Below are 13399 nucleotides of genomic sequence, written 5' to 3' on the forward strand. Positions count from 1 at the left end.
ATGGGGTTATTTGTCGGTGGTCAGCGGTTTGTGCCATCCAGCAATGAGATACCCCAGGTTATTGTCGTGATTCACCGGTTTGATACCGAAACAGGAATTTGTCTTCTCCATGTCTGATAATACCTTCCCGGCCAAGCGTAAGAGTTCGATCTGGGTGATCCTGCTAGTGCTGATTGCTGTGGCAGCATCTGCAGGTGGCGGTTATAGCTGGTGGATACTCCATAAGAGTAAACCTACCGCTGCGAAAGCCGTTCCTGTTATTCCGGTGTTTATGCCGCTGGAGACCTTTACGGTCAATCTGATCACGCCAGATAACAATCTGGATCGCGTGCTTTATATCGGATTAACGTTAAGGCTGCCCGACGATACGACTCGCGCTAAACTCAATGACTATCTGCCGGAAGTTCGCAGCCGCTTGCTGTTGCTACTTTCTCGGCAGTCCGCCGATAGCCTGTCAAATGAAGAAGGCAAACAGCGTTTAGTCGGTGAAATTAAAAACGTACTTAGCCCGCCAATGGTTAAAGGCCAACCTAATCAGGTAGTCAGCGATGTGCTGTTTACCGCATTTATATTGCGATAATCATTATGGGCGATAGCATTCTTTCACAAGCAGAGATTGACGCACTGTTAAACGGTGACAGCGGTGGCGATGAGCCAGTTGCTGTCGTCGGTAATGAAACAGACGTTAAACCTTACGATCCGACGACCCAGCGACGTGTGGTGCGTGAACGCCTGCAAGCGTTGGAGATCATCAATGAACGTTTTGCTCGTCAGTTCCGTATGGGGCTGTTTAACCTGTTACGTCGCAGCCCGGATATCACCGTCGGCCCGATAAAAATTCAGCCATACCACGACTTTGCCCGTAATCTGCCGGTACCGACCAATCTCAACCTGATTCATCTCAAACCGCTACGCGGCACCGCGCTATTCGTTTTCGCCCCGAGCCTGGTCTTTATTGCGGTTGATAATCTGTTCGGTGGTGATGGTCGCTTCCCCACCAAAGTAGAAGGTCGCGAGTTTACCCACACCGAACAACGTGTGATTAACCGCATGTTACGGCTGGCACTGGATGCCTACCGTGATGCCTGGGCACCTATCTATAAAATTGATGTGGAATATGTCCGTTCTGAAATACAGGTAAAATTCACCAATATCACCACCTCCCCCAACGATATCGTGGTCACCACCCCTTTCCATGTGGAGATCGGTGCGTTGAGCGGTGAGTTCAACATCTGTATTCCCTTCGCCATGATCGAGCCATTGCGTGAGCTGCTAACCAACCCACCGTTGGAAAATTCCCGACAGGAAGATAGCCACTGGCGCGAAACACTGGTGAAGCAAGTGCAGCACTCCGAGCTGGAGCTGGTGGCTAATTTTGTCGATATCCCGCTGAGACTATCGCAGATACTCAAGCTGCAACCAGGGGATGTATTACCCATAGATAAACCGGATCGACTGATTGCGCATGTCGACGGCGTACCGGTACTGACCAGTCAGTACGGGACATTAAACGGGCAATATGCCCTACGTGTTGAACATTTGATTAACCCTATTTTGAATGCTCTGAATGAGGAACAGCCCAATGAGTGACCCTAAGCTTCCGTCTGATGATGGAAAGGAATCCGTGGACGATCTGTGGGCTGATGCGTTTAATGAGCAGCAGGCAGCGGATAAACCAGCGGCCACCACCGAGGGGGTATTTAAATCACTGGAAGCGCCGGATGCCTTGGGTAACCTACAGGATATCGATTTAATTCTGGATATCCCGGTAAAGCTGACCGTTGAACTGGGTCGCACCAAAATGACCATCAAAGAGTTACTGCGCTTGTCTCAAGGCTCGGTCGTCTCCCTTGATGGACTGGCCGGTGAGCCATTGGATATTTTGATTAACGGTTATCTGATTGCGCAGGGTGAAGTGGTGGTAGTCGCTGATAAATATGGCGTACGTATCACTGACATCATTACTCCGTCAGAACGTATGCGCCGTCTGAGCCGCTAATGACCGCAGCACAGGTTGATACTGCCGCATCCACGGTTACGACACCGGTTACTGGCTTTGCGGCCAGCCACCCAGGTACTGCGGTGCAACAGACAGCACCAGCGATACCTGCCGGCTCGGTGTTAACGCAGGTTGGCAGCGTGTTAGGCGGTATTTTACTGCTGATTTTATGTGGTGCCTGGCTGGTACGCCGTTTAGGTTTTGCCCCGCAGGCACGTAACAACAAATTATTGAATGTGAAGGCCAGTTGTCAGGTTGGTCAGCGCGAACGGGTGGTCATTGTTGAAGTAGACAATACCTGGCTGGTGTTAGGCGTAACTGCACAGCAGGTGACACAACTCCACACTCTGACACGTCCTGCGATTGATGAAGCCACAGCGGCTTCGTCGCCCGACCGTGCGAAACCGGCCGATTTTCGCCAGCTACTGAACAACCATCTATTTAACAAGAAATCGAAACACCCGGAAAAATCGGCATGATGTCTCTTCGCCCCGTGCTTACCGCAGCAAATAGCGTAACAACCGCAGCGGCCAACACTGATTTCACTTATCGGTTGCTGCTGCGCCGTCTTCTGGCTGCACTCATCAATAAAACCACCCTACTGCTATTAGGCTTACTCTGCTCTCCGGCGGTACTGGCTCAACTACCCGGTATCATCAGCCAGCCATTGGCTAATGGTGGGCAGAGCTGGTCTTTACCGGTTCAGACCTTGGTTTTCATCACCACCCTGAGTTTCCTGCCTGCCGCCTTACTGATGATGACCAGTTTTACCCGTATTATTATTGTGCTCGGGTTGCTGCGCAACGCATTGGGTACCCCCTCTGCACCACCCAATCAGGTGATGTTGGGTCTGGCGCTGTTTCTGACATTTTTTATTATGTCGCCGGTATTTGACAAGGTGTATCAGGACGCTTATCTGCCTTTCAGTCAGGACAAGATAAGCATGGAAGTGGCAATGGATAAAGGCTCACAACCTTTACGTGAATTTATGCTGCGCCAAACCCGAGAATCAGATCTGGCACTGTATGCCCGGCTGGCCAATCTGCCGCCATTGGAAGGTCCCGAAGTGGTACCGATGCGCATTCTGCTACCTGCCTATGTCACCAGCGAGCTAAAAACCGCCTTCCAAATCGGTTTTACCGTGTTTATTCCCTTCCTGATTATCGATCTGGTGGTAGCCAGTGTGCTGATGGCATTGGGGATGATGATGGTTCCCCCAGCCAGTATCTCACTGCCCTTCAAGCTGATGCTATTTGTCTTGGTTGATGGTTGGCAGCTACTACTGGGTTCCCTGGCACAGAGTTTTTATAGCTAAGGTAGACTCATCATGACACCTGAATCGGTAATGGCCCTCGGCGTTGAGGCAATGAAGATTGCACTTGCTCTGGCTGCTCCCTTGTTATTAGCCGCCCTGATAAGCGGCCTGATCGTGAGCCTGTTGCAGGCAGCAACGCAAATTAACGAAATGACATTATCATTCATCCCAAAAATACTGGCCGTGTTCGCCACGATGGTGATCGCAGGCCCATGGATGCTGAACCTGATACTGGACTATATGCGTAATCTGTTCACCAGCCTGCCCACGTTGATTGGCTAACGGTGCTTTCCCTCGATACCACTCAACTTAGCCTCTGGGTCAGCCAGTATTTCTGGCCGTTAATTCGGGTGCTGGCGCTGATCACCACCGCGCCGGTGTTAAGTGAGAAGCAGATAAACCGCAAAGTTAAAGTCGGTTTGGCGCTGTTAATTACTTTTCTGATTGCCCCTTCGCTGCCCCCGGTCAATATTCCCTTAGTCTCAACCGGTGCAGTCTGGGTCGCCGCCCAACAAGTGTTGATTGGGGTAGCCATCGGCTTGACCATGCAATTTGCTTTTGCTGCCATCCGGCTGGCCGGTGAAGTGATTGGTTTACAGATGGGATTATCGTTCGCGACCTTCTTTGACCCCTCGGGGGGGCCGAATATGCCGGTTTTAGCCCGGTTACTTAACTTGCTGGCCCTGCTGTTATTCCTCACTTTTGATGGTCATTTATGGCTGATTTCATTGTTGGCCGACAGTTTTCATACCTTACCCATTCAGTTCGAACCGCTCAATGGTAATGGCTTTCTGGCCTTGACGCAGGCCGGCTCATTAATCTTTATGAATGGGCTGATGTTGGCATTGCCGCTGATCACGCTGTTGTTAACTCTGAATATGGCATTAGGCATGCTAAACCGAATGACCCCACAGCTTTCGGTGTTCGTTATCGGTTTTCCACTGACCTTGACCGTCGGGATCATCTCAATCGGATTGATAATGCCATTATTGCCCCCCTTTGCTGAGCATCTGTTCGGGGAAGTTTTTGACCGATTAGCAGGTGTATTGAGCGGATTGGCAAACTGAGTCGCTGCAAAAAAATGGTATGTCACCCCAAACCTTAGTGGGAAAAGATGACACACCAAAAAGTGCACCCGGTTTAAGTACACTTAAGAGGGAACCTGTGGGGTAGACCCACAGGCAGAAGACGGATTACTTATTAAGCTGGAACAGGGACAAACCCTGCATATTGGTAAATGTGGTATATGAAGCCTGTAGCGCAGCCTGCTGCATCACATATGACGAGATAGCCGCGGTCCAATCCACATCCTGCAAATCACTCAAACGCTGTTTATTAATCAAATTACGGTCACTGCCCAAACTATCCAGGTTGTCTAGCTCTTGCAGTTGGGTACCGATTTCGGCTTGAACCGACAACACATTATTCAATGAGTTGGACATCCCACGGATACCTTTATCCATATCGGCATTAGCTTGATCTTTAACCGCATCAGTCGCCCCTTGTAACGGGACTTTCAGTGAGTTCAGCACGGTATCGATGGTATTGAAAATATTGCTTTCTGACGCAACCGGATTACCACTGGCATCATCAGGTTCAGGTTTCGCATTACTGGTCAATGCCATAAAGACACTGGAACCGGTATGTCCAACTGTAATCGAACGGTTAGCATCGACTTTCTGCTCAATAGCGACATCGCCGCCCTGATAAGTCACATCACCGGTAGCACTAACCGCAAACGGCGCTTTGTCACTTTTGAAGCCAGCAAAGATGTAACGACCGTTGCCATCAGTGGTGTTAGCCTGATTGACCAGTTGGTCTTTCAAACCCTGTAACTGAGTGGCGTAAGAGGCACGGTCATCATCACTCAACATATCGCTCTTCGCGCTAATGACTAAGGTCTGAATTGATTGAATGGTACTGGTCGCCTGCGCCAAAACCGTGGTTTCCAGCGAAGAACTTTGGCGAGCGAAACTGCGCGCTAAAGTATATTGGCTATTTTCCGATTGGGCTTGCGACACCATCACCGCTTGAGATGCGGCCATCGGGTCATCGGAAGGGTTAACCACCCGCTTGCCGGTGGAGAGTTGTTGGCCCGACTGCATCCACAGTGATTGGGCGTTAGTCACGCCCTGCATATTTTGCTGATACAGCATGCTGGTACTTAAGCGCATGATGCCAGTTCCTTTTAGTAATCGTTCAGCCCGCCAACCCCGTTTCAACAATCAATCTGTCTTAACTGGGATACTGACTAACCGCTAAATAAGATAAGTAGCGACAGGGACTCTCTGCCGCTGACAAAAAATTAACCGCGCAGACTCAGCAACGCATTAAACAGCGTCGAAGCCGTCTGAATGACCTGGGCATTCGCCAGATAATATTGCTGGAAACGCTGTAAATCGCCGTACTCTTCATCCAGGTTCACGCCGGAAATAGACTGCTGCTCGGCGGTCAACTGTTTGACGATATTGGCTTGCGCCGTGCTGTTGGTTTTCGCGGTGCTGGTTTGGTTACCGACGTTACTGACCAAACCGGCATAAGCACCAGACAGCGTGGCTTTGCCATCAACCAGTTTTTTGGTTTGCAGATCTAACAATGCCTGGGCGTTAACGTTGTCACTCGCGCCACCATCAGCGGTACCGGCAGCAGCAATCTTACTTGAGTCGGTGATATCGACCTGTAAATTAGCAGCCACGTTAGAGACGGTTTTGACGATGAATTTATCTCTGGCTTGCGCGCCGGCAGTGCCGTTATCAACACTGACGGCGACACCATCAAAGCTCAGCCCAGTGGTGTTACCACTGCCGTCTTTTACCGGGTTAGCCGGCACTTTGGTGTTATCAGACAGCCGTGTCACCTGCCAGTCAGTTCCATCAAACTCCACACTATAATCACTGGCTTTGACTTTTGAAGTATCGGTGTAGGACACCGTCAAGCTGGCATCACCCTGATTTCTTGCATTTTTCAACACATTTGGTTGTGCAAAGCTGAAGAAATCAACGCCCGGATCACCGCTGGTATCAAATCCGGCTTTATGCTGAGTATTGAAGCTGTCTGCCATGACCAGGGCCAATTGCCCCAGTTGGTTACGTGCACTGTCGAGTGCCTCACTGCGGAATTTCAGCGTACCCCCCAGGCTACCGGTGGTCAGGCGGCTTTCGTCCACTTCAAGCACATCGCCACTACCATATTTGTAGCCAATGGTTAATCGGGTAGCATCACTGCTGGAAGGTATGGCTTCGACTTTATAAGAATCCGGTCCTTGCACCAATGGCAGACCGCTGGCAAAAGAAACGTTGTAAGCATCGCCGTCTTGCTGGGTCACGGTCACGCCAACAATCTGGTTCAATTCGGTGACCAATTGGTCGCGCTGATCGAGTAACGCATTTGGCTCGCTGCCACTGCTGCCGCGCAAACGGGTAATTTGATCGTTTAACTTGGCAATTTGGTCAGCATAGTTATTGATTTGCGTAACGCTTTCGGTGATCTTCTGGTTTACGCCGGTATCCATATCACGCAGATATTTATCCGCATTCTGGAACTGGTTAACCAACCCTTCAGCCTTGCCCAATACCGTTTTACGGGCCGCATCATCACCGGCATTACTCACCAAATTTTGCAGGTTACTGAAAAAGTCCTGCATGGTGCTGGAGAGGTTATTGGACGAATTAGAGAGCAAATTATCAATTTGCGAAATTTGCTGATAGTAGGTAGTTAAGCCACTGCTTTGCGTTTGTGAAGAACGTAATTGGTTGGTAATAAACGAGTTATATTCGCGGTTAACACCGGTTACTGCAACGCCATTACCAATAAAGCCGGCGGGACTTAAGGTTCCACCATTTTGGGCAAAAATAGTATTCTGACGGTTATAGCCCGCCACCTGAAAATTAGTGATGTTATTACTGACGGTGCTCAGGGCATATTGCGCTGCGCTCAGACCACTCATCGCAGTATTCATTAAACTATTGGACATGAAGAAATCCTTTTACCACAGACGACGAGCATCGCAGCGCCTGCATTAATTAATATTGGGATACTGCCTGAGGAGACCTAAGCCTCCGCACAGCCTGTGATTATTATCGGCTCGACTTTGGAAAACTTGAGTCAAAATATGGGTGTAAATCTCGATCCTCACCAATCCAATAGGCGTTATTGTCGCAGACAGTTTGGGTGCAGCCAGCGCACACCATGACTTTGTAAATTATGGCTACGTAACGGTACCGAGCACTGTCCAATCCCAAAATGGAAAATAAAATAGCCTATTTAGAACAACTGACTTAGGTCGCTGCTGTATGCCTTTACTGCTTGTTCGCCGCTATTTTTCATTTGCTGGATCACGCTGACTAATTTTTGCGCATATTGCGGGTCGGTGGCATAACCGGCTTGTTGCAGCGCATGTGCCCCCTGCTCAGGGCTTTGTGCTGCGGCAACATTGGCGTAGCGCGGGTTTTGTGTCAGTAATTTGACATAATCACTGACGGCCTCGACATATGAGCCATATACCCGAAAGCGAGCTTTGGTTTTCTTCGCCACACCTTGCTCATATTCGGTAGTCGTAATTTCACTGACTGGACCATCCCAGTTGCTACCCGCTTTGATGCCAAATACGTTGTAACTGGTTTTGCCGTCGGCCGTCGGAATTTCGCGCTGACCCCAGCCCGACTCCAGTGCCGCCTGAGCCACAATCAGCTGATGAGGAATGCCACTTTGCTGACTGGCAATTTGTGCCGGAATAGACATCCGCGCCACGAAATTACCGGTGCCCTGTGGCAATGACGCTGAGTTGTTGGCTGGCGGTGTTGGCATGGCGCGACGTACCATTTGTGCCAATGCCTGTGCTGGCAATGTTTGCAGCACTTCATTATCCAGCAGCATCGGCACCGTTCCTGCCGTTTCACTTGGCGAGGTAGAGCCTGAAAGCTGCTCCACCATCATATCGGCCAGACCCAACCCCTTGACCGACATTTGCTGCGCGACTTGTTGGTCATACATCGAGGTATAAAGCCGGGTCTGATCACTGTTCATCACGCCATCTTGCGGCAAGGCAGAACGCATACTTTTCAGCATCATCTGCACAAACATCCCCTCTACCTGCTGGGCAACCTGCCTCAAGTTACCCTGTGGATCTCTTGCCGCATCACGTTTTAAGGTATTCAGTGATTGGGCGTCATACGCCGCCCCAGACATCGCCATCAAATCACTCATCAGATAATTTCCAATTTAGCCCGCAAGCAGCCAGCACTTTGCATTGCCTGCAAGATAGACATCAAATCGATCGGGGTTGCCCCCAGCGAGTTCAGGGCGCGGACCACATTATTCAGATTCGGGCTGGCATTGACGCGTTGCAATACCCCACCTTGTTGCTGAACGGAAATCTGAGTATTCGGGGTAACTACGGTCTGCCCACCACCAAATGGGGTATCAGGCTGGCTGACGGTATTTTGCTTATCAATCACCACCGATAGATTCCCTTGCGCCACAGCACAAGAATCCAGCATTACATTGCGGTTCATCACCACCGAGCCGGTACGAGAGTTGATAATCACCTTGGCATCACCCGCATCGACATTCACTGGGATATTTTGAATATCTGCCAGGAAACGCACTTGCGAGCTGCTGCCGCGCGGGACCAAAACCTGAATGGTGCGAGCATCAATCGCTGTGGCAGAACCAAAACCGCGCTGGCGGTTAATGGCATCACTCACCTGTTGTGCCATGGTGAAATCCTCGGTATTCAATTGAAGATTAATCACACCATCGGTACCAAAGGTCGTCGGCAGCTCACGTTCGATAGTGGCACCATTGCTGATTCGCCCACCGGTCAGTTGGTTGACCTGTACACTACTGCCACCCGATGCCGCACCCGCACCGCCGACCAGCACGTTACCTTGTGCCAGGGCATAAACCTGATTATCCACCCCTTTCAATGGGGTCATCAGCAGGGTGCCGCCGCGAATACTTTTGGCATTACCCATTGAAGAAACCACAATATCAATGGTTTGCCCGGCACGGGAGAATGCCGGTAACTTGGCCGTGACCATCACTGCTGCTACGTTTTTGAGCTGCATATTGGTACCTGGCGGTACGGTAATCCCCAACTGCGACAGCATGTTACTCAGGCTTTGCGTGGTAAACGGCGTTTGCATGGTCTGGTCACCGGAACCATCCAGGCCGACCACCAGGCCATAACCGATTAACGCGTTATCACGTACTCCCTGAACGGTCACCAAATCACGGATACGCTCTGCGGTGGCAGGTAATGACACCAGTGTGAGCAGCGCAATAAGCTGTATAACAAATAGAGTGACAAGTGACTGTTTACGCATCGACGGCCTCTTAGTACGGTGAGATATTAAGGAAGAACCGCTGCAACCAGCCCATGGTCTGCGCTTCATTGATATAACCATTACCCACATACTCGATGCGCGCATCTGCAACCTGCGTTGAGGTCACGGTGTTGCTGCCGCTGATGGTGCGTGGGTTTACTACCCCAGAGAAGCGGATAAATTCAGTCCCCTGGTTGATTGCAATCTGTTTCTCACCGACCACATGCAAGTTGCCGTTAGCGAGCACGCGATCGACGGTAACGGTGATCGTGCCGCTGAAGGTGTTGTTGGCATTCGCCCCGCCCTTACCGCCAAAGGTATTGTCACCTGAGATATCCATATCAGCCCGCGCATTGCCCAATAATCCTTCCAGATAACGCGGCGCGGTGGCGACACCAAATTTGCTTGAACCATTACGGCTAGCGTTGGCAGAGGAGCTTTTGCTGGCACTGACATTTTCCTGCAAGGTAATGGTCAGCGTGTCACCGACATTACGTGGGCGACGGTCTTCGAACAAAGGTTGATAACCATAGTTCATTGGCTGAGCAGCCTGGAAAATAGAGCCATTCGGCAACGGCGCACTGGCCGGTGCCGGTTGTGCCGAGGTGGTACCATCCACCAGTGGTTTATGCGGAATATACGCGCAGCCATTGAGCAGCATCGCCGTCAACGGCATACAGACCCATTTCAATCCACCTGATTTGCGCAGCGGCTTTCTGTCCATCTCTGATTATCAGTCCTGTAACCGGTAAGAGGCCACGCGGTCGGCCTCATCTACTCATTATTCTGTTGCAGTCAGGGGGCTAAATTACCCCCTGAAAGCGGATTTACAATTGGGTCAGTTTTTGCAACATCTGGTCTGAAGTTGAAACCGCTTTACTGTTGATTTCATAGGCTCGTTGCGTCTGGATCATATTGACCAACTCTTCCGCCACATTGACGTTAGAGGTTTCAACATAGCCCTGATACAGCAAGCCCCCGCCGTTCAGACCTGGCGTGGTTTCGTTTGGTGCACCGGAACTGGCGGTCTCCTGATACAGGTTTTCGCCAATACTTTCCAAGCCACTGTTATTGATAAATGTGGTCAATGTCAGTTGCCCGACTTGCTGCGTGGCAGTTTGCCCCTGCAAGGTGACACTGACTATCCCGTCGCGCCCCACCGTCATGCTCAGAGCATTGGCCGGAATGGTAATTGCCGGTTGTACCTGAAAACCGCCGGATGTTACTAACTGGCCGTTTTGGTCCACCTGAAAAGACCCATCGCGAGTATAAGCGTTGGTACCATCAGGCATTTGTACCTGAAAGAACCCTTCACCTTTAATGGCGATATCTTTGGTATTGTCGGTCTTGGACAGGTTGCCTTGACTGTGTAAACGCTCTGTCGCTACCGGGCGAACACCAGTACCAATCTGTAAACCCGATGGCAAGGTTGTCTGCTCGGAGGATTGCGCACCCGGCTGGCGCATCGTCTGGTAGAGCAAATCTTCAAATACCGCCCGCTGGCGCTTAAAGCCATTGGTGCTGACGTTCGCCAGGTTGTTGGCGATGACATCCATATTGGTCTGCTGTGCATCCAAACCGGTTTTGGCAATCCATAATGATCGGATCATCAGTTTATTCCTCTGCGCCTGCGCGCTTAGCCCATTGCTAACAGCTGATTAGCGCGCTGTTCATTTTCATCCACACTGTGAATGACTTTCATCTGCATTTCGAAACTGCGGGCATTGGCAATCATGTCTGTCATGGCTTCAACCGCTTTCACGTTGCTGCCCTCCAGTACACCCGGCATAATTTTAATCAGCGGGTCATTGGCCAACTGAGCACCACGCGCCTGTTGCGTCGCGGGAGTCAAATGGAACAAACCGTCATCACCGTGCATCACTTCACCCGCATTGGCCCTAACCCGTTTGATTTGGCCGAGCTGAGCAATCGTATTCGGTGAGTCACCGGCGTTCAGCGCCGAAATGGTGCCATCAGCCGCAATAGTCACTGCGGCCTGCGGTGGCACTTCAATCGGGCCGTTATCGCCCATCAGCGGGTAGCCCTGCACGGTCATTTGACCGTTAGCCGCAACCTGAATATTCCCATTGCGAGTATAAGCCTCGGTACCATCAGGCAGTTGTACCGCCAGATAACCATCTTGCTGTAAGGCAACATCCAATGGGCGGCCGCTATAATTCATCGTCCCCTGACTGATATCCACACCGGGGGTCGATGCCGTCACCATGGTACGGGTTGCCATGCTCGGCCCGTCGATAGGTACGGCACGCATCGCTGACAACTGCGCGCGGAAACCCGGCGTCGAGGCGTTAGCCAGATTGTTAGCCGTAACCGCTTGCTGCTCCAGCGACTGCCTGGCAGCCCCCATCGCGGTATATATTGCGTGATCCATGAGCTTATCCCGTCAGTTCGATTAACGCAGGTTAACCAGAGTTTGTAAGATCTGATCCTGAGTTTTGATGGTCTGCGCATTGGACTGATAGTTACGTTGCGCCACAATCATATTCACCAGTTCTTTACTCAAATCCACGTTAGAAGACTCCAACGCGCCACTGGTCAAGGTGCCGAAACCACCACCACCGGCGGTACCGAGGATCGGGTTACCGGAAGATTTGGTTTCTTTCCAAACGTTATCGCCTTCAGGAGACAAACCTTCAGGGTTAGAGAAGTTAACCAGCACAATTTGGCCAAGCAGTTGGGTCTGCTGGTTTGAATAAGTGCCGACAACCGAGCCATCGTTGTTGATCTGGAAGCCGGTGAACTCACCTGCGGCATAGCCGGTTTGGTTTTGAGTCACAATACCGTCAGTACCGGTATTTTGCTGTTTGCTACCCCCAACATTCAGCGCGAAGGTTTGCGCCGGGGCACCATTCACCACCGCCATAGGGACAGTCAGATTGAAGTCAGTGGTACTGGCAGCACCCGCGCCATTTTTCACGCTTTTCAGTGCGCCATTGGTATCAAATACCATCGTTCCGCGCAGAGAGGCAGCGGCAGGGTCAGCAGGGTCAAAAGGTTTAGTCGCATCGGCCAATGTCCCGCTGCTGTCCTTGGTATAGACATTCCAGCTATTACCATTGACGGCATCTTCAGCGGTTTTCACATAATACACATTGATAACGTGGCGGTTACCCAGGCTATCGTAGGTGGTCATGTTATTCACAAAGCTGTAAGTATCTGGCTTTTGCGGATCAAAGGTTGCGCTAATAACATCATGGGTTGAGGTCAGGTTAGCGACCATATTGCCCGAGGTGGTGGCTTTCGCGGCAATCATATCCTGAGGAATCGACAGGGGTACCGGGTTTGCCCCTTGCTGTATGGTAGGAGGAGTTCCTGTTGCCGGATAACCGGTCAGACTCAGCCCTTGCATGTTAACGATGTTACGGTTTTCATCAAGTTTGAACTGGCCGTTACGGGCAAAGTACACACCGCCGCTGCTATCTTGCATGCGGAAGAAACCACTCTGGCTGATGGCTAAATCCAAACGGCGGTTGGTGGTGGTTGGCGTACCGTCGTTAAAGTCTTGAGTAATCCCGGCGACTTTAACCCCCATACCGGTCTGTGAACCTGCGAACATATCGGCAAAAGAAACTGAGCCGGCTTTAAAACCTGATGTCGCCGAGTTGGCGATATTGTTACCGATCACATCCAGATTGCTGGATGCTGCGTTCAAACCGCTGACTGCTTGAGAAAAGCCCATTTTCTTCTCCGTTAGATTCGGGGTCCGTTAAAGACCTTGAGCATTGATGACATATCAAA

At 50.9% G+C, this 13399-nt stretch carries 15 protein-coding genes; 7 read left to right on the plus strand and 8 right to left on the minus strand.

What is annotated here, in order from left to right; genetic code table 11:
• Positions 1-109: 109 nt before the first annotated feature.
• The 7 genes from fliL to fliR all read left to right on the plus strand — a co-directional run bounded on the left by fliL (position 110) and on the right by fliR (position 4381).
• Positions 110-580, plus strand: a complete 471-nt coding sequence (fliL, locus tag V1953_RS12530) for a flagellar basal body-associated protein FliL (RefSeq protein WP_083159151.1) — start codon at positions 110-112, stop codon at positions 578-580.
• 5 nt (positions 581-585) lie between these two features.
• Positions 586-1590, plus strand: a complete 1005-nt coding sequence (fliM, locus tag V1953_RS12535; RefSeq protein WP_083159152.1) for a flagellar motor switch protein FliM — start codon at positions 586-588, stop codon at positions 1588-1590.
• Positions 1583-1999, plus strand: coding sequence for a flagellar motor switch protein FliN (gene fliN, locus V1953_RS12540; protein WP_025377918.1), 417 nt, complete (start codon positions 1583-1585; stop codon positions 1997-1999). The genes fliM and fliN overlap by 8 nt, the downstream gene beginning before the upstream one ends.
• A complete protein-coding gene (gene fliO / locus V1953_RS12545) occupies positions 1999-2478 on the plus strand; it encodes a flagellar biosynthetic protein FliO (RefSeq protein WP_083159153.1) in 480 nt (159 codons plus the stop codon). Before fliN ends, fliO begins: the two co-directional genes overlap by 1 nt.
• A gap of 80 nt (positions 2479-2558) precedes the next feature.
• Complete coding sequence (fliP, locus tag V1953_RS12550; protein ID WP_372559879.1) at positions 2559-3314, plus strand: flagellar type III secretion system pore protein FliP; 756 nt, start codon at positions 2559-2561, stop codon at positions 3312-3314.
• Positions 3315-3326: 12 nt separating this feature from the next.
• The gene (gene fliQ, locus V1953_RS12555) at positions 3327-3596 is read left to right on the plus strand and encodes a flagellar biosynthesis protein FliQ (protein WP_083159154.1); all 270 of its coding nucleotides are present in this window, start codon (positions 3327-3329) and stop codon (positions 3594-3596) included.
• A 2-nt stretch (positions 3597-3598) separates the two neighbouring features.
• Complete coding sequence (gene fliR, locus V1953_RS12560) at positions 3599-4381, plus strand: flagellar biosynthetic protein FliR (protein ID WP_102970431.1); 783 nt, start codon at positions 3599-3601, stop codon at positions 4379-4381.
• Positions 4382-4507: 126 nt separating this feature from the next.
• On the opposite strand, the gene flgL is transcribed toward fliR, so the two are convergent.
• The 8 genes from flgL to flgE all read right to left on the minus strand — a co-directional run bounded on the left by flgL (position 4508) and on the right by flgE (position 13340).
• Positions 4508-5488 (minus strand): flagellar hook-associated protein FlgL, encoded by a 981-nt coding sequence (gene flgL / locus V1953_RS12565; RefSeq protein WP_442847913.1) that lies wholly within the window; start codon positions 5486-5488, stop codon positions 4508-4510.
• A gap of 131 nt (positions 5489-5619) precedes the next feature.
• Complete coding sequence (flgK, locus tag V1953_RS12570) at positions 5620-7287, minus strand: flagellar hook-associated protein FlgK (protein WP_083159156.1); 1668 nt, start codon at positions 7285-7287, stop codon at positions 5620-5622.
• A 290-nt stretch (positions 7288-7577) separates the two neighbouring features.
• Positions 7578-8519 carry a flagellar assembly peptidoglycan hydrolase FlgJ gene (gene flgJ / locus V1953_RS12575; protein WP_102970432.1) on the minus strand — a complete coding sequence of 314 codons (942 nt, stop codon included), beginning with the start codon at positions 8517-8519 and terminating at the stop codon, positions 7578-7580.
• Entirely contained in the window at positions 8519-9640 is a 1122-nt protein-coding gene (locus V1953_RS12580; protein ID WP_372558672.1) for a flagellar basal body P-ring protein FlgI, read from the minus strand. The genes flgJ and V1953_RS12580 overlap by 1 nt, the downstream gene beginning before the upstream one ends.
• Positions 9641-9650: 10 nt before the next feature.
• The gene (gene flgH / locus V1953_RS12585; RefSeq protein WP_102970433.1) at positions 9651-10364 is read right to left on the minus strand and encodes a flagellar basal body L-ring protein FlgH; all 714 of its coding nucleotides are present in this window, start codon (positions 10362-10364) and stop codon (positions 9651-9653) included.
• Between the two features lie 103 nt (positions 10365-10467).
• Complete coding sequence (gene flgG, locus V1953_RS12590) at positions 10468-11250, minus strand: flagellar basal-body rod protein FlgG (protein WP_005189344.1); 783 nt, start codon at positions 11248-11250, stop codon at positions 10468-10470.
• A gap of 26 nt (positions 11251-11276) precedes the next feature.
• Complete coding sequence (locus V1953_RS12595) at positions 11277-12032, minus strand: flagellar basal body rod protein FlgF (RefSeq protein ID WP_005189342.1); 756 nt, start codon at positions 12030-12032, stop codon at positions 11277-11279.
• 21 nt (positions 12033-12053) lie between these two features.
• Entirely contained in the window at positions 12054-13340 is a 1287-nt protein-coding gene (flgE, locus tag V1953_RS12600) for a flagellar hook protein FlgE (protein WP_083159158.1), read from the minus strand.
• Between the last annotated feature and the right edge of the window lie 59 nt (positions 13341-13399).

The organism is Yersinia sp. 2541 StPb PI, from assembly GCF_052217145.1.
Taxonomy (GTDB): Bacteria; Pseudomonadota; Gammaproteobacteria; order Enterobacterales; family Enterobacteriaceae; genus Yersinia; species Yersinia enterocolitica_E.

What these genes read in the sequence shown, in the direction of transcription:
- fliL (WP_083159151.1), top strand. Translation starts at nt 110, where the DNA reads ATGTCTGATAATACCTTCCCGGCCAAGCGTAAGAGTTCGATCTGGGTG.
- flgL (WP_442847913.1), bottom strand. Translation starts at nt 5,488, where the DNA reads ATGCGCTTAAGTACCAGCATGCTGTATCAGCAAAATATGCAGGGCGTG.
- V1953_RS12595 (WP_005189342.1), bottom strand. Translation starts at nt 12,032, where the DNA reads ATGGATCACGCAATATATACCGCGATGGGGGCTGCCAGGCAGTCGCTG.
- flgK (WP_083159156.1), bottom strand. Translation starts at nt 7,287, where the DNA reads ATGTCCAATAGTTTAATGAATACTGCGATGAGTGGTCTGAGCGCAGCG.
- fliQ (WP_083159154.1), top strand. Translation starts at nt 3,327, where the DNA reads ATGACACCTGAATCGGTAATGGCCCTCGGCGTTGAGGCAATGAAGATT.
- fliN (WP_025377918.1), top strand. Translation starts at nt 1,583, where the DNA reads ATGAGTGACCCTAAGCTTCCGTCTGATGATGGAAAGGAATCCGTGGAC.
- flgJ (WP_102970432.1), bottom strand. Translation starts at nt 8,519, where the DNA reads ATGAGTGATTTGATGGCGATGTCTGGGGCGGCGTATGACGCCCAATCA.
- fliM (WP_083159152.1), top strand. Translation starts at nt 586, where the DNA reads ATGGGCGATAGCATTCTTTCACAAGCAGAGATTGACGCACTGTTAAAC.
- fliO (WP_083159153.1), top strand. Translation starts at nt 1,999, where the DNA reads ATGACCGCAGCACAGGTTGATACTGCCGCATCCACGGTTACGACACCG.
- flgE (WP_083159158.1), bottom strand. Translation starts at nt 13,340, where the DNA reads ATGGGCTTTTCTCAAGCAGTCAGCGGTTTGAACGCAGCATCCAGCAAT.
- flgH (WP_102970433.1), bottom strand. Translation starts at nt 10,364, where the DNA reads ATGGACAGAAAGCCGCTGCGCAAATCAGGTGGATTGAAATGGGTCTGT.
- flgG (WP_005189344.1), bottom strand. Translation starts at nt 11,250, where the DNA reads ATGATCCGATCATTATGGATTGCCAAAACCGGTTTGGATGCACAGCAG.
- V1953_RS12580 (WP_372558672.1), bottom strand. Translation starts at nt 9,640, where the DNA reads ATGCGTAAACAGTCACTTGTCACTCTATTTGTTATACAGCTTATTGCG.